This window comes from Phenylobacterium montanum, from assembly GCF_018135625.1.
GTDB lineage: Bacteria > Pseudomonadota > Alphaproteobacteria > Caulobacterales > Caulobacteraceae > Poindextera > Poindextera montana.
In genome coordinates, this window is record NZ_CP073078.1 from 4,930,952 (window position 1) to 4,952,078 (window position 21,127).

The window sequence follows — 21,127 nt, forward strand, 5'->3', positions numbered from 1 at the left end:
AGCGCTTCGTGACCCCACTGAAACGCAAAACCGGTAGGCAGGGACCGACGGGCCGCTCTAAGGTGGCCGAAAGAAGATCAAACGAACGTATGAGGGAGGGCGCATGGACGCCACTACCGCGCCGAGCGCGACGTCGGCCGGGCGCAAGCCGGTGTTTTCCGAAGGCTACAAGCGCCTGGTGCTCTCCCTGCTGCTGGCCGCCTACACCTTCAACTTCATCGACCGCACCATCATCGCCACCATTGGCCCCAAGATCCGCGAGGACCTGGGCCTGACCAGCACCCAGATCGGCCTTCTGGGCGGGCTCTATTTCGCTCTGCTCTACACCACCCTCGGCGTGCCGCTGGCGCGCCTGGCCGAGCGCAAGAGCCGGGTCAACATCATCTCGGCGGCGGTGCTGATCTGGTCCGGCTTCACCGCGCTTTGCGGCACGGCAGGCAGTTTCGCGGTGCTGGCGGCCTATCGCTTCGGGGTGGGCATCGGCGAGGCGGGCCTGTCGCCGCCGTCCCACTCGCTGATCTCAGACTATTTCGAGCCCAAGAAGCGCGCCTCGGCCCTGGGCGTCTATTCGTTCGGCATCCCGCTCGGCACCATGTTCGGGGCGGTCGCGGGGGGCTGGATCGCCCAGAACTTCTCCTGGCGCATGGCCTTCATCCTGGTCGGCCTGCCCGGGGTGCTGATCGCGGCCCTGGTCAAGTTTCTGATGCGCGAGCCGCCCCGCGGCCATTCCGAGTTGGAGGCGCCGGAGACCGCCCGCAACATCGACGAGCTGACCCCGGTCGCGGTCGAAGCGCCCAAGGGCCACTGGCTGGCCGAGGAAATGCGCGAGATGGCGGCGGTGTCCAAGGTGCTGTTCGGCTCCTGGCCGGTGCTGAACATGATCCTGGGCGTCACCCTCTGCTCGTTCGGGGCCTATGGCGCCGGCCAGTTCGTGCCGCAGTATTTCCGCTCGGCCTTCCACCTGGACATCGCCACGGTGGGCCTGATCACCGGCCTTGTGGGCGGGATCTCCACCGGCCTCGGCACCCTGGTCGGCGGCTTCCTGACCGACCGCCTGTCAAAGCGCAGCCCGGCCTGGTACTCGCTGACCCCGGCCATCGGCCTGACCATCGCTACGCCCATCTACATCTATGCCTATACCCGCCCGACCTGGCAGGCGGCGGCCCTGGTGCTGCTGATCCCGGGACTGTTCCACTACACCTATCTCGCCCCGACCTTCGGGGTGGTGCAGAACATGGTCGAGGTGCGCCGGCGGGCGACCGCGGCGGCCCTGATGCTGTTCTTCCTCAACCTGATCGCGCTCGGCGGCGGCCCCCCCTTCACCGGCTGGCTGATCGATCAGTTCGCCCAGTTCGACATCAATCACCCGGCGGTGCAGGGCGTGGTCGGCAAGCTGGCGCATCTGTTCGACGTCGGCGGCGCCCTGAACGCGGTCAAGGCCTGTCCGGGCGGGGTCGCGCCCAAGACCGCCGACGCCGCGGCCAAGGCCCTCTGCAGCGCCACCCTGACCCAGTCCACCCGCGAGGGGATCCTGGTCAGCGTCTGCTTCTATCTCTGGGCCGGCTTCCACTATCTGCTGGGCGCCTTCGGCCTGACCAAGGCCCTGGCGGACGCGAGGGCGGCGCGCGGGGAGGCGTAGGCGCTCAGCCCGCTTTCCAGATTGGGCGGGGGAGGCTAAAAGCCCCCGCCATGATCCCCCGTTACGCCCGGCCCGAGGCCGCCGACATCTGGTCGCCGCAGACCAAGTTCCGCATCATGTTCGAGATCGAGGCCCACGCCGCCGACGCGATGGCCGATCTGGGCGTGATCCCCAAGCTCGCCGCCGAGACCATCTGGGCCAAGGGGCGCGACGCGGTTTTCGACGTCGACCGCATCGACGAGATCGAGCGCGAGGTGAAGCACGACGTCATCGCCTTCTTGACCCACGTGACCGAGATCGTGGGTCCCGAGGCGCGGTTCCTGCACCAGGGCATGACCTCGTCGGACGTCAACGACACCACGCTGGCCGTGCAGTTGGCCCGGGCCACCGACCTTCTGATGGACGATGTCGACCTGGTGCTGGCGGCTCTGAAGCGCCGCGCGTTCGAGCACAAGCTGACCCCGACCGTCGGCCGCAGCCACGGCATCCACGCCGAGCCGACCACCTTCGGGCTGAAGCTCGCCGGGCACTACGCCGAGTTCGTGCGCGCCAAGGAACGCCTGGCCATGGCCCGGTTCGAGATCGCCACCTGCGCCATCTCGGGCGCGGTGGGCACCTTCGCCAATGTCGATCCGCGCGTGGAACAGCACGTTGCGGAGAAGATGGGCCTGGCGGTCGAGCCGGTCTCGACCCAGGTGATCCCGCGCGACCGCCACGCCGCCTATTTCGCCGCCCTGGCCGTGGTCGCCTCGTCGATCGAGCGTCTGGCGACCGAAATCCGCCACCTGCAGCGCACCGAGGTCCTGGAAGCGGAAGAGCCGTTCGATCCGGGGCAAAAGGGCTCGTCGGCCATGCCGCACAAGCGCAATCCGATCCTGACCGAGAACCTGACGGGCCTCGCCCGCCTGGTCCGCTCGGCGGTGGTCCCGGCCCTGGAGAATGTCGCCCTCTGGCACGAGCGCGACATCAGCCATTCGTCGGTCGAGCGCGGCATCGCCCCGGACGCCACCGTCCATCTCGACTTCGCCCTGCGCCGCCTCGCCAGCGTGGTCGAGCGGCTGGTGATCTATCCGGAGAACATGCTGAAGAACCTGGATCGCCTGAGCGGCCTGGTGCATTCCCAGCGCGTCCTCTTGGCCCTGACCCAGAAGGGCGTCAGCCGCGAGGCGGCCTATGCGGCGGTGCAGGGCGCGGCCATGAAGGTCTGGCGCGGCGAGGCGGCGTTCCTCGACCTCCTCAAGGCCGATCCGGTCGTGCGCCCGCACCTGACCGACGCCGACCTGGCCGAGCTGTTCGACCTCGGCTACCACTTCAAGCACGTCGACACCGTCTTCGCCCGGGTGTTCGGCGAGGGCTGATCCGCCTCGCCGCCCCATTGCCAACGTCTCTCGTTCGCGCTTGATTAGGTTGACATCAACCTTGTGCGAGCGAGGCCCCATGGCGAGCGCGACCCAGCTATTGATCGGCACCCGCAAGGGCGCGTGGATCTTCAAAAGCGACGCCGACCGGCGAAGCTGGTCCATCGACGGGCCGCATTTCCTGGGCAGCGTCATCAACCACCTGGTGCTGGACCCGCGCGACGGCCGCACCCTGCTCATGGCCGCCAAGACCGGGCATCTCGGCCCGACCATCTTCCGCTCGACCGACGGCGGGAAGACCTGGGCCGAGGCGGTCCGGCCGCCGGCGTTCCCAAAGGCGGCCGACCCCGCAAGTGGCCGCGCCGTCGATCACAGCTTCTGGCTCGAGCCGGGCCACGCAAGCGAGCCTGGGGTCTGGTGGGCGGGAACCTCGCCGCCCGGGCTGTTCGTCAGCGAGGACGGCGGCGCCACCTGGGACAGCGTTAGCGGCTTCAATGATCATCCCATGTACGACAAGTGGGTTCCCGAGGGCGCGGGCACGCCGGACGGGGCGCTGCTGAACCAGATCGTGATCGACCCGCGCGATGCAGCGCACATGTACATCGCCACCTCCACCGGCGGGGTGTTCGAGAGCCGCGACCGCGCCAGGACCTGGGGGCCGCTGAACCGGGGCGTGGAGGCCAATTTCATGCCCGACCCCTATCCGGAATACGGCCAGGACGCGCACTACATCGCCCTCTCGCCGCCCAAGCTGGATCGGATCTGGCAGCAGAACCACTGCGGCATCTATCGCCTGGACCGGCCCGGCGAGACCTGGGAGCGGATCGGCAAGGCCATGCCGAGCGAGGTCGGCGACATCGGCTTCACCATCATCCCCCACCCCCGCGATCCCGACACGGCCTGGGTGTTTCCGATGGACGGCACCGACGTCTGGCCGCGCACCAGCCCCGGCGGCGCGCCGGCCGTCTATCGCACCCGCGACGCCGGCGCCTCCTGGGAACGGCAGGACAGCGGCTTCCCGCGGGAACAGGCCTGGTTCACGGTCAAGCGCCAGGCTTTCTGCGCCGACGGCCATGACCCCCTGGGCCTCTATCTGGGCGCCACCAACGGCGAGGTCTGGATGAGCGACGACGAGGGCGGCGGGTGGCGTCGTGTCGCCGCCCACCTGCCCGAAATCTATTCGGTGGTGGCGGCGCCCGCATGATCCGGGTGATGATCCCTTCGCAATTGCAGTCCTATTGCGGCGGCGCCAGCCGGGTCGAGGCGGAGGGCGTCACCATCGGCGCCGTGTTCGACGACCTCGACCGGCGTTTCCCCGGGTTGAAGTTCCGGGTGATCGACGAGCAGGACCGGGTGCGCCGGCACATGCGGGTGTTCGTCGGCGGCGAGGCGGCGTGCGACATGGCGGCCGCCATAGCCGACGGCGCGGAATTGATGATCTTTGGGGCGCTCAGCGGGGGGTGAGCGCGCTCACTCTCCGGACTGCACCTCGCCGCGGGCGATGGCCAAAAGCTCGTCCATCTTGCCGCGCACCTGGTCCTCGGTGACCTTCAGGCCGGCGCCGGCCAGGTCCTGGGCGACCTTGCGCAGAATGGCGTCCTCGCCCGGATGAGCGACCTCGTACTTGATCACCGCCGTCGCATAGTTCTCCAGCGCGGGGTCTTCCAGATCCATCAGCTGGCCGGCCCACAGGCCCAAGAGGCGGTTGCGGCGCGCGACGGCCTTGAACTCAAGATCCTGGTCGTGGGCGAACTTGCCCTCGAACCCTTTTTCTCGATCGTCAAAGGTCGTCATGATTAAAGCCCCTCGCACTCAGTCTGTCTGATAGGCGAGGGCGCGCATAGGATCAATTGGAACCGGCGATCAGTCCTCTTCAACTTCGTGGAACAGCCGGTAGTCGATCAGGCGCCGGCCATCGGGCGCGACCGACAGAATGTCGGCGAAACGCCGCTGCCAGTGGATTTCGTGCGGCAGGTAGGCGTGACGGGCGTGGATGCGCTGGGCGAAGGTGTCGTCCAGGCCGCTGATCGCCACCAGGATCTCGCCGCCGATCCCCTCCAGGTCTTCCCGGCCGAGGCCGTAGAGCGGGCTGGTCTCGTCGATCCGGTGCATGATCAGCCAGCTCAGCACGAACAGCGGCGAGCGCGAACGGGTCACCGCCAGGTCCTCGAACCGGCGCATGGCGTGGCCCTCGGCGGTGGTGACCTGCCGGGCCAGGCTCAGGGTCACCTCCGCCTCGAGGATCTGGTTGCCGCGCTGATTGGCGGCGCGGAACATCAGGGTGGGCGTACCCTCGTAGTCGCTGACCACTGCGACCTTGCTGAACATCACCCGGGCGGTCGGGCGCGAGACGCGGGTGAAGATCAGGCCGGTCGAGAGGGCGACGATGACGAGGTTGAAGAAGGTCTCGGCCGTCGCCAGGCAGTTGGCCCACAGGCCATGCGGCGTCATCGCCCCATAGCCGACCGTGCCCAGGGTCTGGACGCTGAAGAAGAAGGCGTCGGAAAAGGCGCCCGGCCTCGCCCCGGCGATCGAACCCGGGACCAGCATGTAGAGGCCGGCGAAGAGCACGTTGGCCAGCAGGTAGACCACGGCCAAGAGGCCGATCAGCCCGCCGAGCGACATGGTCAGCACCCGGTGATAGAGGTCATTCAGCCCCAGCCGGTCGCGGCCGACCACAACCACCCCCTTGGCGCCGTCCCTGGCGATCGACTGGATCGAGGCCGCCCAGGGGGAGGGAAACTCCTGTCGCCGCACGCGGTCGTCGTCAGCCATGCCCGTCTTCTAACCCCTGCCGTTTGCGCCGCAGCGCCGGTTCCTTTAAACTCGCGCTCGCCTTACATAGTCAAAGAACGAGTCGGAATGCGCGCGAACGATCCAGCTCGCGCGCTTTGCGTTTCACCTGACCGCCGACCCCGCCTTTGGGGGATTTGGGAACCATGACCCGCCGCAAGAAGATCTACGAAGGTAAGGCCAAGATCCTCTACGAAGGGCCCGAACCCGGCACGCTGATCCAGTACTTCAAGGACGACACCACCGCCTTCAACGGCCAGAAGCGCGCCGCCCTGGAGGGCAAGGGCGTGCTGAACAACCGCATCAGCGAATACGTGATGACGCGGCTGAACACCATCGGGGTGCAGAACCACTTCATCAAGCGGCTGAACCTGCGCGAGCAGCTGATCAAGGAGGTGGAGATCATCCCCCTGCAGGTGATCTGCCGCAACATCGCCGCCGGCTCGCTGTCGCAGCGCTTCGGCCTGCCCGAGGGCCAGGCCCTGCCACGCTCGATCATCGAGTTCTGCCTCAAGGACGACAAGCTGGGCGATCCCATGGTCGCCGAGGAGCACATCACCGCGTTCAACTGGGCCTCGCCCCAGGAGATCGACGACATCATGGCCACCACCTTGCGGGTCAACGACTTCCTCTGCGGCCTGTTCAGCGGCGTCGGCATCACCCTGGTGGACTTCAAGCTCGAGTTCGGCCGGGTGTGGGAGAACGACTACGCCCGCATCATCCTGGCCGACGAGATCAGCCCCGACAGTTGCCGCCTGTGGGACACGGCGACCAACGAGAAGCTGGACAGGGACCGTTTTCGCCGCGACCTCGGCAATGTCATCGAGAGCTACACCGAGGTGGCGCGGCGTCTGGGCATCATGAGCGAGATGCCGACCGTCATCCAAGGAGGCAAGGGCGCGTGAAGGCCAAGGTCGAAGTATTCCTGAAACCCGGAGTCCTGGACGTCCAGGGCAAGGCTATCGAAGGCGCCCTGCACGGGCTCGGCTTCGGCGACGTGGCCGGGGTGCGCGTCGGCAAGACCATCGAGTTCGACTTGAAGGCCACGGACGCCGAGGCGGCCAGGGCCGAGGTCAAGCAGATGTGCGAGCGCCTGCTGGCCAACACCGTGATCGAGGGGTACCGGGTCGAGGTGGGCGCCTGATGAAAGCCGCGGTCGTCGTCTTCCCCGGCTCCAACTGCGACCGGGACTGCAAGACAGCCATCGAGCGCTCGACGGGCGCCACGGTCGACATGGTCTGGCACGCGGAGACCGCGCTGCCCAAGGGCCTGGACCTGATCGTGCTGCCGGGCGGCTTCTCCTATGGCGACTACCTGCGCTGCGGGGCCATGGCCGCCCAGTCGCCGGTGATGCGGGAGGTGGCCGCCGCCGCCGACCGGGGCGTGGCGGTGGTCGGCATCTGCAACGGCTTCCAGGTGCTGTGCGAGACCCAGATCCTGCCGGGGGCCCTGCTGCGCAACGCGGGCCTGAAATATGTCTGCAAGTTCGTCGACCTCGACATCGTCAACGGCCAGACCCGCTTCACCGCCGGCTATGGCGGGCGGCGCGAGGCGACCATGACGGTGGGCAACGGCGAGGGCAACTACTTCGCCGACGAGGCCACCCTGGATCGGCTGGAGGGCGACGGCCAGGTGGTGTTCCGCTATCGCCAGAACCCCAACGGCTCGGCCAGGGCCATCGCCGGCATCGTCAACGCCAAGGGTAATGTGCTGGGGGTGATGCCGCACCCGGACCGGGCGTTCGAGCCGGAGCTTGGGTCAGCGGACGGGGCGATCCTGTTCCAGAGTGCGCTGGCGTCGGCGTAGGCTGTCAGGATTTTCGGGCGCTCTGCTTCAACAGAGTTTCCATCTCTTCGATAAGCTCGCGCCCCTTGAGCGAGTCGTCGGTCTTATCCTCCGGGTCGGCTTCGAAATGCGCCCGCATCCGGTTCGACATTTCGATGAGTCGAGCGTATCGATCTTCTCCGAGCTTCTTCTGCATCAATTTAAGGCTTTCAGTTAGAGCCTCGAACACCGTGTCGATATTTCGTTCGGGGAAGTATCCGGTTTTATCGACAAACGTTGGCGAGCTGAGCATCATAAGTCCCAGCAAATCCATAAGTTCACTAATATTCTTGGGTGTGTAGGTCTTGTAGCGTGGCATGGGTCAAGTCCTGAGTTACGGTGACAGTTTACTAAACACCTGCTCGATCCGCGACCCTGGCCAGCGCCCAATCCGAAGCGGAGCGGCTTTTGACATAATCGGTGACACACACCATTTTCGCTTATCAGCAGGGTCGCCGACAGCTGGTCTGTCGCTCCAAGTCCCGGCAGCCCGACCGCGCTGGTCAAATCCGCCGCCGCCAGCGAACCGGGTCGCGGCGAGCGTCGAAGCAGGCGAACACGCGCACCTCGCCGCTGCGTATGGCGAAAATCAGCGCGTATGGAAAATGCCGAAACCCGGCCCGTCGTGCGTCCTGTTCGACAATCGGGAATTGCCGAGGGTTGGCGGCAAGACGCTCGGTCAGGGCGTCGAATTCATCCAGGAAGCGCTTGGCCGCCGCGGGTGATCGGCGCCCAAACCAATCGACGGCCTCAGCAAGCTCGGCTTCGGCGGCCGAGGTAAAGCGGACCCGCATCACCCATGGCGCCGGCGGAGGTCGGCGAGCAGCTCGCTCGCGTCCCGGCCGTGCTCGATATCCTCGTCAAGGGTGTGTAGCCGGCGCCTGACCTCTTCAGCCTGGGCGTCCGTCAACGGTGCGGCCTCGGCGTCCAGGCTGTCCCACAGCGCCTCGATCAGGTCCAGCCGCTCTTGCGTCGTGAGGTTGCTGAAATCGAGGGTCGCCATGGCTATCAAATCCGCCTTCGCTGGCTGTCATTGACCTGGAAGCGCCCCGGGGCGCTCGAATATCCCATATGTAGCTTGCGCCAGGAGCTTTCGCACGCCCCTAGGTTCCAGGTGGCGGAGCTTACGGCGACCGCAAGCTCCGCCACCACACACTACATCGTCTCCCCGGTCTCCATCAGCGACTTCAGGTCGCTCAGGATCCAGGACCAGCCGCCGCCGCCCGGCTGCTGGAACTTGTGGCTGACCATGCCGGCCATGATCGGCTTGCCGGTGACGTCGTGGCTCACGGTCAGGCGGGTGAAGCCGCCGGTGGTGGCCTCCACCTCCCAGGTGATGCGGGAGAAGCCTTCCGCCCGGTTGCCGTCGTTGAACAGGAAGCGATAGGTGGTGGTCAGCCTGTGCGGCGGGTCGGCCTCGATCACCTCGCCGTCGATGATGATCTCGGGCAGGCCCATCGCGACCATCTCCTTGGTCGCGCGGCTGCGGAACGCGCCGCCGGGCCGAAGGTCGTATTCCATCGGAACCTTGTAGCCATAGCGCGCCGTCCAGGCCGGGTCGGTGATCGCGTCCCACACCTTCTGGGCCGGCGCCTTGATGTAGATCTCGAACACCTGGATCGTGGTCTCGCTCATCTATTCCTCCAACTCGGCCTTGAGGCCGGTCAACGCCGACACCCGGCGCTCGGTGAATTTGTCGATCCAGCGGTCGTGGATCAGGCGGATCGGCACGGGGTTGAGAAAGTGCAGCTTCTCCCGCCCCGAGCGGCGGGTGACCACGAGACCGGCGTCCTCGAGCACCCTCAGATGCTTCATCACGCCAAAGCGGGTCATGTCCGCCCCCGCCGCCCGCTCGAGCTCGGACAACGGGCGCCCGTCCTGCAGGAACAGCAGGTCGAGCAGCCGCCGCCGCGTCGGGTCGGCCAGGGCCTTGAACACGAGGTCGTCGTCGATCACGCAGGCTAAATAGGTGACTAAATTGTCACCTGTCAAGCCGCCGCTGAATTCCGCCGGGGCTGAGGCGTTCCGCCGTCGCCTGTTTCGCGATATGCTGCTTCCCACAACCCAGGGGGCCGGCATGTTCGAACAGGACAGGATCGCCATTTCCCATCTCGTGGCCATGCGGTGCGGCTGGTCCGAGGCCAGGCGGGCCCGCGTGGAGCGAGAATACGCGGGGTTTCTGGAGGCTGCGGCCAGGGGCGGCGCGGGGCGTCCTTCAGAAGAGGTCGATGCCCTGTGGCATGAGCACATCCTGAATTCGGCCAGCTATGTGCGTTACTGCGAGGCGAACTTCGGCGGTTACGTTCATCACCAGCCACACCTGTCGCAGGTTGACGGAACACGGCTGAAAGCGCGCCTGGACGGCCGGACGCCGGATTTCGTGCGCCTGGCGGAGGTCGAACTCGCCGCCAATTGCGGCGCGCCGGATCAACCGGATGATGATCCTCCGCCGGGACGACTGGCCAACTGCGGGGCGCAGGAGCCCGTGCCGCCGCCCGACCTGGGCTTCGCGCCCGTGATGCGGGCAAACTGCGGGGCGCCCACGCCTGTGCCGCACCAGGAACCTGTGCCGCCGCCGCGCTGAATGGGAGTCTGCCGTGACGACCATTCCCGAGCTGTCCTACGACGATTGGCTCGACCGCTGTGTCATCGATCGCTTGGCCGGCGCCGCGCCCCCCGCCGACGCTCCGGTCGCAGCGCCGACCCATTCCATTCCGGCCACCTACATCGCCCGGGCGATCCACGAGCAGGCCGCGAATACAATCCAGATCATCGGCGGCCTGCGTTGCGTCGGGTTACGGATCGACGGCGATCTGCACATCGAAAACCATGCGGTGCCGTTTTCGCTGTTCTTTCATTCCTGCACCTTCACCGGCGACCTCTATATCTGGAGCCTGAAGGCGCACACCGTGGCCTTCCTCGGTTGCGCGCTCCAGGGCGCGGATATCCGCAGCACCCGGATCGACGGCCACCTGCTCCTGCGCAAATCGGTCGCCCTCGGCCCGATCATCGCCCGGGACATGGAGGTCAGCTCCACGGTGGACGTCGACGGCGCGACTTTCGCGTATGACGGCGCCGGCGCCAGCGCGCTGAAGGAGGCGGCGTCCGGCGACTGCTTCGGCTTTTCGCGCAGTCGCGCCACCACCCTGATCTGGAAGCATTTAGGCGCCAAGCCCGCCGGCATGGTGACGCTGCGCGACGCCCACGTCCGCTCCTTCATTCACGATGCGAACGAGGCGGAATTGGCCTCCTGGCCGACCGCGACGCGGCTCATCCTCGACGGGTTTTCCTACGACCGGATCGAGCAATGGAACGTCAAGATCGCCATGGCCTGGCTCGATCTCCAGGCCAAGTTCTCCGCCAGTTCCTACTCGGCCCTCGCCAAGGGCTATGAAAAGCTGAACCTGCGCCAGGACGCCGACCTAGTCTGGACGGCGCTGAAGAAGCACGAGGTCGCGCAACTCGAGCCGCCCGCCCGACGCTATCTCATACGGTTCGTCTACTGGCTGGTCGGCTACGGGCAGCAGCCATTCCTGGCCCTCTTTGCGGTCATCTTGCTGTTCCTGGCCCACCTTGGCGTGGTCAACTGGGCGCAGGAGACCCACCGGATGCAGCCGCTGATCAACGAGATGCTGCTGGAGCCCTGCTTCTATCACCAGAGCGGCGACTGCACGAAAAAGCTGAAGGACTGGCGTTCGGCGGCGCTTCTGGGCGGTGAGCAAAGGTTCGTGCCCAAGGACTATCCCGAGTTCAATTCGGTCGAATATTCCCTCGAATCCTTCATTCCCCTGCTGCAGTTCGAGCAGGACAAATATTGGGAGCCCGAGGAGCCCTGGCTGCGCATCCTGCTGCCGACCATCGCGGCCTTCGGCATCTTCATCGGCGGCGTTTTCGTGGGCGGGATATCGGGGTTGATCAGCCCGAGATCACGGGATCGCTGACCCGATACGCGAAACGGAGCAGCCTTTGAGCTGCTCCGCTGCCTTCCGCATAGCGATGTCGCGGTCCTGTCCCGCCGAAGGTCGTCGCCCAGGGAATCCGGTTGGCGAGGTTGGGTGGCCGAAGTCTCGGCCGTCGCACTACGCCTTTGATCCGGGGGGCTCCACTCTGGCACGGGCTCGACTGTGCAAGGACATACTGGTCCGCAGCCCGAAGACTACGCCCTCTCTCGCACGCGAACCAGCGGAGCCGTGCGAAATCGGCCGCTTCGCCTAATCTTGAGCAAGACCGCTCGCCCACGGCTGCGAGTCCGGCTAGAAGGCGGCCATGAACGACAAAGCCTCCGCCCCCGCCAAGAGCATGGCCGAACTCGCGCTGGAGTACGGCCTGAAACCCGACGAATACCAGGTGATCCTGGACCGCCTGGGCCGCGAGCCCAATGCGGTGGAGCTGGGCGTGTTCAGCGTCATGTGGTCCGAGCACTGCTCGTACAAGTCCAGCCGCAAGCATCTGGGCAAGCTGCCGACCAAGGGCCCGCTGGTGATCCAGGGGCCGGGCGAGAACGCCGGGGTCGTGGACATCGGCGACGGCCAGGCCTGCGTCTTCAAGATGGAGAGCCACAACCACCCCAGCTATATCGAGCCCTACCAGGGCGCAGCGACCGGGGTCGGCGGCATCATGCGCGACGTCTTCACCATGGGCGCGCGGCCCGTGGCGCTGCTGAACGCCCTGCGCTTCGGCGATCCGGCGCACCCGAAAACCAAGAGGCTGGTGGCGGGCGTTGTGGCCGGCATCGGCGGCTATGGCAACTGCGTCGGCGTGCCGACCGTGGCCGGCGAGACCAATTTTCACAAGGGCTATGACGGCAACATCCTTGTCAACGCCATGTGCGTGGGCCTGGCCGACGCCGACAAGATCTTCTACTCGGCCGCCCCCGCCGCTGGCCTTCCGGTGGTCTATTTCGGCTCCAAGACCGGGCGCGACGGCATCCATGGCGCGACCATGGCCTCGGCCGAGTTCGACGAGGACTCCGAGGAGAAGCGTCCCACGGTCCAGGTCGGCGACCCCTTCGCCGAGAAGCTCTTGATCGAGGCCACGCTGGAGCTGATGGCGACCGGCGCGGTGGCCGCGATCCAGGACATGGGCGCGGCCGGCCTGACCTCGTCCTCGGTCGAGATGGCCGGCAAGGGCGGGGTCGGCATCGAGCTCGACCTCGACGCCGTGCCCCAGCGCGAAGAGGGCATGACCGCCTATGAGATGATGCTGTCGGAGAGCCAGGAGCGGATGCTGGCCATCCTCAAGCCCGGCCGCGAGCACGACGGCCAGCGCATCTTCGAAAAATGGGGCCTCGACGCCGCCACCATCGGCTGGACCACCGACACCGGCCGCATCGTGCTGAAGCATCACGGCCAGGTGGTCTGCGACCTGCCGCTGGCGCCCCTGTCAGACGACGCCCCGCTCTATGACCGCCCCTGGGTGCAGCCGGCCCTGCAACCGCACCTCGACCCCCGCCTGGTGCCGGCGCCCACAAACTGGACCGAGGCGGTGCTGAAGGTGATGCGTTGCCCGGACGTGGCCTCCAAGCGCTGGCTGTGGGAGCAGTACGACCGCCACGTGATGGCCGACACCCTGGAGGACAGCGCCACCGGCGCCGACGCCGGCGTGGTCCGGGTGCATGGCACGCGCAAGGCCCTGGCCGTGACCTCGGACTGCACCCCGCGCTATGTGCAGGCCGATCCGTTCGAAGGCGGCAAGCAGGCGGTGGCCGAGGCCTGGCGCAACCTGACCGCGGTGGGCGCCGACCCGATCGCCATCACCGACAACCTCAATTTCGGCAATCCAGAGCGGCCCGAGATCATGGGCCAGATCGTCCGCGCCATCGACGGCATGGGTGAGGCCTGCCGGGCGCTCGACTTCCCGGTCGTGAGCGGCAACGTCTCGCTCTACAACGAGACCAACGGCGCGGCCATTCCGCCGACCCCGACCGTGGGTGCGGTGGGCCTGTTGCCGGACTACGCCCTGCGCATGGATTTCTCGGGCCTGCGCGGCGGCGACACCCTGATCCTGATCGGGGTCAGCCATGGCGAACTGGGCCAGAGCCTCTATCTGCGCGAGGTGCTTGGCCGCGAGGACGGCCCGCCGCCGCCGGTCGACCTGAACGCAGAGCGCCGCAACGGCGACTTCGTCCGCGGGCTGATCCGCAACAGGCGGGTGACCGCGGTGCACGACCTGTCCGACGGCGGCCTGGTGGTCGCAGCGGCGGAGATGGCGCTGGCCTCGGATATAGGCCTGACCCTCGACGCGACCAGCGTAGCCCACGCCCATCCCTTCCTGTTCGGTGAGGACCAGGGCCGCTACCTGATCGCCACCCGCCAGCCCGAGGCGGTGATCGCCTCGGCCATCGAGGCGGGCCTCAACGCCGCCCTGGTCGGCCGCGCTGGCGGCGAGGTGTTCGCCTCGACCGGTCTGTTCGGCATCCCGCTGGCCGAGCTGCGCGCCGCCCACGAAGGCTGGATGCCGGCCTTCATGGAATAGGGCGCGGCCCGTCCATCCACGGCTGGCGGCTTTTGCGGCGCCGTGGCGTTCCGCGCGGCGTCTCTGCGCTCGATCGAGGTCGTTCCGCGCCGGCAGAGATTTTTCTGCCGGTGACGGGAACCGTTCGCGCGCTGGCGCGTTCTGAAACGAATACCGGCAAAGCTGGAAGTATATCCAGCCTCGGTGGGGCGAGTTTTACAGTTTAACTTCACCTAATTTGCGCGCCGGTCCGTTTGCGCGAGCGACGGTTGCTGTTCTCCACGAATTTCGTTTACCATTTTTAAGTTTATTTGAAGTTGAATCGCGGCGGCGCATAAGTGTCATATTGTCGCAGAACGTGAATCTGTCGGCGTTTTGGCCCGTTTCAGCCTCGGATGTCACAAGCTGTAAGCTTGATGATTAAAGCCAATTCTGCTGAACATCGATCGGGGGGATTCCCGGCATCGCTACCTTGCGTGGCGCCGTTCTAACACGCGCGGATCTGCTGCATGGCTTCTGGCTACTACGACTATGACGGCGTCTGGCTGGCGGCCAGCGCAACGCCGACCACGAAAATCTGGGGTGTCGGGGTCAACACGATCACCGCCGGTTCGGCCGCTACGGAGCTGTATGGCAGCGGCCAGGGCACCAAGATGGTCGGCGGCACGGCCGACGACATCTTCTGGCAGGACAATCTGAACGACCAGATCATCGCCGGGACCAGCGGCGTCGATACGGTCATCGCCACCTTGAACTACGTCCTGCCGGCGGGGATCCAGAACCTGACCCTGAACGGGACCTACGAGAACGTCGTCGGCATCGGCAACGCGATGGCCAACATCATCACCGCCGACAAGGCGGGCGAGACGGTCATGGGCGGCGGCGGAGACGACGTGATCATCAGCGCCGGCGGAGACACCTTCCTCTACGCTCCCGGGGCCGCCAAGGACATCATCTACAATTTCCACACCGGCGGCGCGAACGGCGATGTGGTCCGGCTGACCGGCTACAGCTTCAACTACTTCGCCGAGGTCCAGGCGGCGATGACCCAGGTGGGGTCGGACGTGGTGCTCAAGTTGTCGTCGACCGACCTGATCGACTTCAAGAACACCACCATCGGCCAGTTCACCGCGGCCAACTTCCAGCTCGCCGTCGACACCAACCAGATGACGATGACGTTCGACGACGAGTTCAACAGCTTCAGCGAGTGGAACCCGGCCACGGGCGCCGGGACCTGGCGCACCTATTACGCCTGGGGCGGCCCGAACTCGGAATCCAGCCACCTGATCCCCAACGCCCAGGAGCTGGGGATCAATGTCTCGTCCAGCTTCACCGGCTCGGGAACCACGGCCCTGGGGCTCAACCCTTTTTCGGTGAGCAACGGCGTCTTGACCATCACCGGCGCCAAGACCCCGACCGCCGACCTCGGCGCCCTGTGGAACTACCAGTACACCACCGGCGTGATCACCACCCAGCCGCACTTCGCCCAGACCTACGGCTACTTCGAAACCCGCGTCGAGTTCCCTTCCACGCCTGTGGGCCTCTGGCCGGCCTTCTGGCTGCTGCCGGCCAGCGGCGGCGGGGACAACGAGATCGACGTGTTCGAAATGGTCAACGACCAGCCCAACACCGTGCATGAGACGGTGCACTGGGACACCTCGACCGGCGCCAAGACCTACACCAGCTTTTCGACCTATGTGCCGAACCTGCTGCAGGGCTTTCACACCTACGGCGTCCTGTGGACCGCCTCGACCATCACCTGGTTCATCGACGGCGCGGCGGTGGGATCGCTCGCGACGCCGGCAGGCATGAACACGCCGATGTACATGATCACCAACCTGTCGGTCGGCGGCAACTGGCCCGGCGCGCCGGACTCGACTACGCAGTTCCCGGCCAAGTACCAGATCGACTACATCCGCGCCTATTCGCTGGGGACCTCGGCGCAGAGCTTCACCGCCTCCGCCAGCGGCGGCGACACCTTCTATGTGCACAATTCCGGCGACATCATCTCGGTCCCGGCCGGAACGCCCAACGAGTCGGTGGTCGCCGACGTCAGCTATGCGCTGCCCGCCAATATCCAGAACATCACGGTCAGCGGCTCCGGCCTTACGGCGACAGCCAACGGCATGGGCGACCACCTGACCAGCACGGGCGGCGCCAACACCCTGGTCGGTGGGGCGGGGATCGACACCTTCTACGTCAACAACACCGGCGACAAGGTGGTGGTCGCAGCCGGCCAGACCGCCGACGTCATCATCTCCAGCGTCAGCTATGCGCTGAGCGGCGATCTGCACATCCTGCGCCTGACCACCGCCGGCCTCACCGCCACCGGCAATGCAGCGGGGCACAACTACCTGACCAGCCTCAGCGGCGGCGACACCCTGATCGGCGGCGCCGGCGGCTATGACGTCTTCACCGTCACCAATTCAACCGATGTGGTGCAGGTCGCCGCCGGCACGCCCGGCGAAACCGTCAGGGCCTATGGCAGCTTCACCCTCGGCGCCAACATCCAGAACCTGGTCGCCGCCGGCGGCGCCGTCATGACTCTGACCGGCAACAGCATGGACAACGTCATCGCCGCGGGTAAGGGCGCTGACACCCTGACCGGGGGCGGCGGCAATGACATCTTCGTCTTCGCCCCGGGCGACAAGGTCGAGACCGTCACCGACTTCAACGCCACCACGGCCCACGACCAGATCGACATCAGCGCCTACCAGAGCGCCGGAATCACCGAGACCTTTGTCGATCACGGGACCTATTCCACGATCAACTTCTCCAATGGCGACGTGATCACCCTGGACGGCGTGCATGCTTCCAGCCTGTCGATCAGCGGCCACTACATCATCTGAGGGGGTGCGATCACGGGTTCGTGAAGGTGGTGGCGCTGGAGCGCGGAAACGAGTCGTTATCCATATTTCGGCAGCATGATCCGTGTTCAAATGCAGGCTCGCCTGCTTCGCGTTGGATTCGAGTCTCCATGCCCATGACCGCCGCCGCCCTCGAAGCCGAGCTTCGTGCGGCCTTCCCCGACGCCGAGATCGCCATCGACGACCTGGCGGGCGATGGCGATCACTACAAGGCGCGGATCAGCTCCACCGCCTTCTCCGGCCTGCCTCGCGTGCGTCAGCACCAGTTGGTCTACGCTGCGCTGAAGGGCAAGGTCGGCGGCGAGTTGCACGCCTTGGCGCTGGAGACCTCAGCGCCCCCGCCGAAGGGCTGAGCGGGCCATGCGCTACCGTCCGCTCGGGGTGACCGGGACGGTGGTTTCATCCGTCTCCCTGGTGCTGGCGGACAGCCAGGCTCGCACCCGCGCCCAGGACTGGGAGGAACTCATCTATGCGGCGCTGGAAAACGGCATCAACTGCTTCGAGATCACCGGCCGCAGCCCCCTGATCGTCGAGGGGGTGGCCCGGGCGATCCACGCCATCGAGCGCAACCTGGTCTTCCTCGCCTGGCGGCTGGGCGCTAGCCACCCCTTGAGCGGCCAGCCTCTGCGCGACTTCAGCCCCGAAGGGCTGCAGCACAATGTCGAGGCGATCCTGTCGCGGACCGGCTTTTCCTATCTCGACGCCATCATCCTGGACGATCCCCTTTCCGAGGAGCTGTCGGGCTATGCGCTGGGGCGGCTGAAGGATTTCCGCGCCACCGGGCGGGTGCGTCGGCTGGGGGTCGCCGGCCAGGACGACGCCATGGACGCCTACATCACCACCGGCGCCTTCGACATCCTTTGCACACCCTTCAGCCTGATCTCGGGCTGGAAGGAGCGGCTGCGGCTGAAGGCCGCGACCGCGCAGGACATGGCCATCATCGGCTACGACTTCCATCCCGACCGCTTCCAGCGCGGCGGCGCCGCCGGGCCCAAGCCGGGAGCCGCCAATCCTCTGGCCGGCGCCGGGACCTACGCCTTTCTGGAGCGCACGCCCGGCTGGTCGGCCGAGGCGATCTGCCTTTGCTACGCCCTGACCGAGCCGTCGCTGGCCACCATCCAGATCGTCACCGACCGGCCCGACAAGATCGCCGCCCTGGCGGCCGTCGTGGAAAAGGACATGCCGCCCGGGGTCGCGGCCCAGATCGAAATGGCCCGCTTCAGTCCTGCCGGCGGGGCCGGCGGCCAGCGCAGAGCTTGACCTGACGCCCCCCGGTCCCTAGCTGAGGGGCGACTTGACCTATTCATTCGGCGGAGCATCAGCCGTGACCGACCTGTCTCCCGAGATCGCCGACAAGGTGAACGACTTCATCGCCCGGACCGTGGCCGAAAACCCGGTGGTGGTTTTCATGAAGGGCGAGCCGGACCAGCCGCGCTGCGGCTTCTCGGCCGTGGTGGTGCAGATCCTGGATCACCTGGGCGTCGAGTACGCCGGTGTCGACGTGCTGCAGAGCGAGCCCCTGCGCCAGGGCATCAAGGCCTTCAGCGACTGGCCGACCATTCCCCAGCTCTATGTCGCCGGCGAATTCGTCGGCGGCTCGGACATCGTGCGCGAGATGTTCCAGTCGGGCGAGCTGAAGACCTTCATGGTCGAGAAGGGCCTGCTGGCCGCATAGAGCGCGGCGTGAAGCCGCTCGAGCCGCCTGCAGGACAGCAGGTCTTCGCCTATTCCATCGAGCCCGCGGCCGAGGACTTCGACGTCAACGGCCACGTGAACAATGTCGTCTATCTGCGCTGGGTGCAGGAGGCGGCGACCAGCCATTGGTCGTCGCGCATGAACGAGGCCGAGCAGGCGGCCTGGGCCTGGGTTGTGCTGCGCCACGAGATCGACTATCGCCGCCCGCTGCTGCCGGGCGAGACGGCGCAGCTGCGCACCTGGGTGGGCCCGCGCCGCGGCCCGCGCTTCATCCGCTACGTCCGCATCGACGGCCCCGACGGCGAGGTCTGTGCGCAAGCCAGTTCGGACTGGTGCCTGATCGACGCCGAAAGCCGGCGGCCCGCTAGGGTTCCCGACTGGATGGCGGAGCGGTTCGGGTAAGTCCTTTCTTCTGCTCGCCTTCTCTGGGCGTCGCCCGGGAAGGCGCCCCGGTCACCCGCTTCCCCACGTGCTGCTCCAGGGCGTCCGAATGGACGAAGCCGGAATTGCTGAGCGGCTGTTGCTGTTCGAAGCGGCTATTCATGGCGGAGCCTCCGCGCGGACTGGCTCCGACTATAAGGCGCGCGAACGCCCATGGGTTGTGCGAACCCAGATCAATTTTTCGGCAAATTCAGCGCGAGAAGCCGGCCTCGGCGAAGTCCAGCATGCGCCGGATCAGGGCCTCGGTGTCGTCCTCGCGGGTCAGGCCATCCGACAGGGTGTTGAGGCGGTCGAACTCGGCGAAGCGGTTGTTGTGGATCATGCCGAGCACGAAGTGCAGCCGCCAATAGACCTCTTCTGCGGGCAGGTCCGGCCGGGCGGCCAAGAGCGCGTCGGAAAAGCGCCTCAGGTGCGAGACGTCGTTGCGCAGCACCTGGCGCATCTCCTCGGTGCCTTCGCTCCTGGCCCGGATCAGGAACTGCAGCGAGATCAGCCGCTCGCCCTTGGGATCCAGCCAGCGCACCGGCGGGGCGATCAGCGCCTCCAGGATCGCGCGCACCGGCGGCTTGCCCTGATGCGCGTCGGCCGCCTCGTGCAGCATCCGCGCACGGGCCCGGTTCAGCTCGGCGGTGCGGCGCAGGAAGATGTCCAGCAGCAGCGCGTCCTTGGAGCGGAAGTGGTAGTTCACAGAGGCGAGGTTGACCCCGGCCTCGGCGGTGATGTCGCGCACCGAGACCTTCTGGAAGCCGTGCACGGCGAACAGCCGCTCGGCGGCGGCGAACACCAGGTTCTTGGTCGCCGCCTGGCTCTCCTGATCGGTCTCTTCGTGGTCCAGGTCGGCCGGATGCGGGTCGCTCAACGCACGAGCTCGCGCATGGCCTTGTCCAGGCCTTCCAGGGTCAGCGGGTACATGCGGTCGTTCATGATCTGGCGGATGACACCGATGGAGGGGGTATAGTCCCAATGGCGCTCGCCCGTAGGGTTGAGCCAGACCACGCTATCGTAGATTTGCGTGACTCGGTCCAGCCAGATCGCGCCGGCCTCCTCGTTCCAATGCTCCACCGAGCCGCCCGGATAGGTGATCTCGTAGGGGCTCATGGTCGCGTCGCCGACGAAGATGATCTTGTAGTCGCGGCCGTACTTGTGGAGCACATCCCAGGTGTCCATCTTCTCGACGTTGCGCCGGCGATTGTCCTTCCACACGCTCTCATAGAGGCAGTTGTGGAAGTAATAGAACTCCATGGTCTTGAACTCGGTCCTGGCCGCCGAGAACAGCTCCTCGCAGAGCTTGATGTGGCTGTCCATCGAGCCGCCGATGTCGAAGAACAGCAAGACCTTGATGGTGTTGCGGCGCTCCGGCCGCATGACCACGTCCAGATAGCCCTTGTTGGCCGTCTCCTTGATCGAGCCGTCCATGTCCAGCTCGTCCGGCTGGCCCTGGCGGGCGAATTTCCGCAGGCGGCGCAGGGCGACCTTGATGTTGCGGGTGCCCAGCTCGACGCTGTCGTCGAGGTTCTTGTACTCGCGCTTGTCCCAGACCTTGATCGCCTTGCCGTGGCGGCCCTTGTCCTGGCCGATGCGGATGCCTTCCGGATGGAAGCCATTGGCGCCGATGGGCGACTGGCCGCCCTTGCCTCGGCCGCCGCCCTTCTTGCCCTCTTCATCGCCGTCGCCGTCGTCGCCCTCTTCCTTCTGGCGGCGCATCTGCTCGGCGATCATCTCCATCAGCTTGTCGAAGCCGCCCATGGCCTCGATCTGCTCGCGCTCCTCAGGGGTGAGGAACTTGTCGGACAGGGCCTTCAGCCACTCGGCCGGGATGTCGGAGAGGACGCCGTCGCTCATCTTCTCCAAGCCCTTGAAGACGTGGGCGAAGACGCGGTCGAACTTGTCCAGGTTGCGCTCGTCCTTCACCAGGGCGGCGCGCGAGAGGTAGTAGAAATCGTCCACCGAGCGGTCGATCACGTCGCGATCGAGCGCCTCCATCAGCATCAGATATTCCCGCAGCGTCACCGGCACCTTGGCCTGGCGCAGCTCGGTGAAGAAGTTCATGAACATGG

Annotated in this window: 24 protein-coding genes; 15 read left to right on the forward strand and 9 right to left on the reverse strand. The window is 66.4% G+C overall.

Features of this window, described 5'->3' with window-relative positions; all coding sequences use genetic code 11:
- Positions 1–103 precede the first annotated feature (103 nt).
- From KCG34_RS22550 to KCG34_RS22565, 4 genes are all read left to right on the forward strand, one after another.
- Positions 104–1,639, forward strand: a complete 1,536-nt coding sequence (locus KCG34_RS22550) for a spinster family MFS transporter (protein ID WP_211937842.1) — start codon at positions 104–106, stop codon at positions 1,637–1,639.
- Between the two features lie 50 nt (positions 1,640–1,689).
- Positions 1,690–2,997 (forward strand): adenylosuccinate lyase, encoded by a 1,308-nt coding sequence (gene purB / locus KCG34_RS22555; protein ID WP_211937843.1) that lies wholly within the window; start codon positions 1,690–1,692, stop codon positions 2,995–2,997.
- 79 nt (positions 2,998–3,076) lie between these two features.
- Positions 3,077–4,201, forward strand: coding sequence for a WD40/YVTN/BNR-like repeat-containing protein (locus KCG34_RS22560; protein ID WP_211937844.1), 1,125 nt, complete (start codon positions 3,077–3,079; stop codon positions 4,199–4,201).
- Between the two features lie 8 nt (positions 4,202–4,209).
- Positions 4,210–4,461 (forward strand): ubiquitin family protein, encoded by a 252-nt coding sequence (locus tag KCG34_RS22565; RefSeq protein WP_249138121.1) that lies wholly within the window; start codon positions 4,210–4,212, stop codon positions 4,459–4,461.
- Between the two features lie 6 nt (positions 4,462–4,467).
- On the opposite strand, the gene KCG34_RS22570 is transcribed toward KCG34_RS22565, so the two are convergent.
- Both KCG34_RS22570 and KCG34_RS22575 read right to left on the reverse strand, forming a co-directional pair.
- The gene (locus KCG34_RS22570; protein WP_211937845.1) at positions 4,468–4,791 is read right to left on the reverse strand and encodes a DUF1476 domain-containing protein; all 324 of its coding nucleotides are present in this window, start codon (positions 4,789–4,791) and stop codon (positions 4,468–4,470) included.
- A 69-nt stretch (positions 4,792–4,860) separates the two neighbouring features.
- Positions 4,861–5,772, reverse strand: coding sequence for an ion channel (locus KCG34_RS22575; RefSeq protein ID WP_211937846.1), 912 nt, complete (start codon positions 5,770–5,772; stop codon positions 4,861–4,863).
- A gap of 164 nt (positions 5,773–5,936) precedes the next feature.
- Here KCG34_RS22575 and purC point away from each other — a divergent pair, with 164 nt between their 5' ends.
- Genes purC through purQ form a run of 3 tightly spaced genes read left to right on the forward strand, consistent with a single transcriptional unit; the run spans position 5,937 to position 7,596 of the window.
- On the forward strand, positions 5,937–6,695 hold the full coding sequence (gene purC, locus KCG34_RS22580) for a phosphoribosylaminoimidazolesuccinocarboxamide synthase (RefSeq protein WP_211937847.1): 759 nt from the start codon (positions 5,937–5,939) through the stop codon (positions 6,693–6,695).
- Positions 6,692–6,934: a phosphoribosylformylglycinamidine synthase subunit PurS gene (gene purS / locus KCG34_RS22585; RefSeq protein WP_211937848.1), complete on the forward strand. Its 243-nt coding sequence runs from the start codon at positions 6,692–6,694 to the stop codon at positions 6,932–6,934. The genes purC and purS overlap by 4 nt, the downstream gene beginning before the upstream one ends.
- Complete coding sequence (gene purQ, locus KCG34_RS22590) at positions 6,934–7,596, forward strand: phosphoribosylformylglycinamidine synthase subunit PurQ (protein WP_211937849.1); 663 nt, start codon at positions 6,934–6,936, stop codon at positions 7,594–7,596. Before purS ends, purQ begins: the two co-directional genes overlap by 1 nt.
- A 4-nt stretch (positions 7,597–7,600) precedes the next feature.
- Here purQ and KCG34_RS22595 read toward each other — a convergent pair whose 3' ends face one another.
- The 5 genes from KCG34_RS22595 to KCG34_RS22615 form a co-directional block, all read right to left on the reverse strand.
- A complete protein-coding gene (locus KCG34_RS22595) occupies positions 7,601–7,933 on the reverse strand; it encodes a hypothetical protein (RefSeq protein ID WP_211937850.1) in 333 nt (110 codons plus the stop codon).
- 184 nt (positions 7,934–8,117) lie between these two features.
- Entirely contained in the window at positions 8,118–8,408 is a 291-nt protein-coding gene (locus KCG34_RS22600) for a type II toxin-antitoxin system RelE/ParE family toxin (RefSeq protein ID WP_249138365.1), read from the reverse strand.
- Complete coding sequence (locus KCG34_RS22605; RefSeq protein ID WP_211937852.1) at positions 8,408–8,617, reverse strand: addiction module protein; 210 nt, start codon at positions 8,615–8,617, stop codon at positions 8,408–8,410. The genes KCG34_RS22600 and KCG34_RS22605 overlap by 1 nt, the downstream gene beginning before the upstream one ends.
- Positions 8,618–8,769: 152 nt before the next feature.
- The gene (locus KCG34_RS22610; RefSeq protein ID WP_211937853.1) at positions 8,770–9,249 is read right to left on the reverse strand and encodes an SRPBCC domain-containing protein; all 480 of its coding nucleotides are present in this window, start codon (positions 9,247–9,249) and stop codon (positions 8,770–8,772) included.
- On the reverse strand, positions 9,250–9,570 hold the full coding sequence (locus tag KCG34_RS22615) for an ArsR/SmtB family transcription factor (RefSeq protein ID WP_211937854.1): 321 nt from the start codon (positions 9,568–9,570) through the stop codon (positions 9,250–9,252).
- A gap of 121 nt (positions 9,571–9,691) precedes the next feature.
- Here KCG34_RS22615 and KCG34_RS22620 point away from each other — a divergent pair, with 121 nt between their 5' ends.
- The 8 genes from KCG34_RS22620 to KCG34_RS22655 all read left to right on the forward strand — a co-directional run bounded on the left by KCG34_RS22620 (position 9,692) and on the right by KCG34_RS22655 (position 19,031).
- Positions 9,692–10,198 carry a UCP032817 domain-containing protein gene (locus KCG34_RS22620; protein WP_211937855.1) on the forward strand — a complete coding sequence of 169 codons (507 nt, stop codon included), beginning with the start codon at positions 9,692–9,694 and terminating at the stop codon, positions 10,196–10,198.
- A gap of 13 nt (positions 10,199–10,211) precedes the next feature.
- Complete coding sequence (locus KCG34_RS22625) at positions 10,212–11,555, forward strand: hypothetical protein (protein ID WP_211937856.1); 1,344 nt, start codon at positions 10,212–10,214, stop codon at positions 11,553–11,555.
- 325 nt (positions 11,556–11,880) lie between these two features.
- Positions 11,881–14,088, forward strand: a complete 2,208-nt coding sequence (gene purL, locus KCG34_RS22630; RefSeq protein ID WP_211937857.1) for a phosphoribosylformylglycinamidine synthase subunit PurL — start codon at positions 11,881–11,883, stop codon at positions 14,086–14,088.
- A gap of 488 nt (positions 14,089–14,576) precedes the next feature.
- A complete protein-coding gene (locus KCG34_RS22635; RefSeq protein WP_211937858.1) occupies positions 14,577–16,916 on the forward strand; it encodes a family 16 glycosylhydrolase in 2,340 nt (779 codons plus the stop codon).
- 128 nt (positions 16,917–17,044) lie between these two features.
- On the forward strand, positions 17,045–17,287 hold the full coding sequence (locus tag KCG34_RS22640; RefSeq protein WP_211937859.1) for a BolA/IbaG family iron-sulfur metabolism protein: 243 nt from the start codon (positions 17,045–17,047) through the stop codon (positions 17,285–17,287).
- Between the two features lie 7 nt (positions 17,288–17,294).
- Entirely contained in the window at positions 17,295–18,194 is a 900-nt protein-coding gene (locus tag KCG34_RS22645) for an aldo/keto reductase (RefSeq protein ID WP_211937860.1), read from the forward strand.
- Between the two features lie 73 nt (positions 18,195–18,267).
- A complete protein-coding gene (gene grxD, locus KCG34_RS22650; RefSeq protein ID WP_211940937.1) occupies positions 18,268–18,609 on the forward strand; it encodes a Grx4 family monothiol glutaredoxin in 342 nt (113 codons plus the stop codon).
- 8 nt (positions 18,610–18,617) lie between these two features.
- A complete protein-coding gene (locus KCG34_RS22655) occupies positions 18,618–19,031 on the forward strand; it encodes an acyl-CoA thioesterase (RefSeq protein WP_211937861.1) in 414 nt (137 codons plus the stop codon).
- 229 nt (positions 19,032–19,260) lie between these two features.
- On the opposite strand, the gene KCG34_RS22660 is transcribed toward KCG34_RS22655, so the two are convergent.
- Positions 19,261–19,929 (reverse strand): TetR/AcrR family transcriptional regulator, encoded by a 669-nt coding sequence (locus KCG34_RS22660; protein ID WP_211937862.1) that lies wholly within the window; start codon positions 19,927–19,929, stop codon positions 19,261–19,263.
- Positions 19,926–21,125, reverse strand: coding sequence for a vWA domain-containing protein (locus tag KCG34_RS22665; RefSeq protein WP_211937863.1), 1,200 nt, complete (start codon positions 21,123–21,125; stop codon positions 19,926–19,928). Before KCG34_RS22665 ends, KCG34_RS22660 begins: the two co-directional genes overlap by 4 nt.
- Positions 21,126–21,127: the final 2 nt, after the last annotated feature.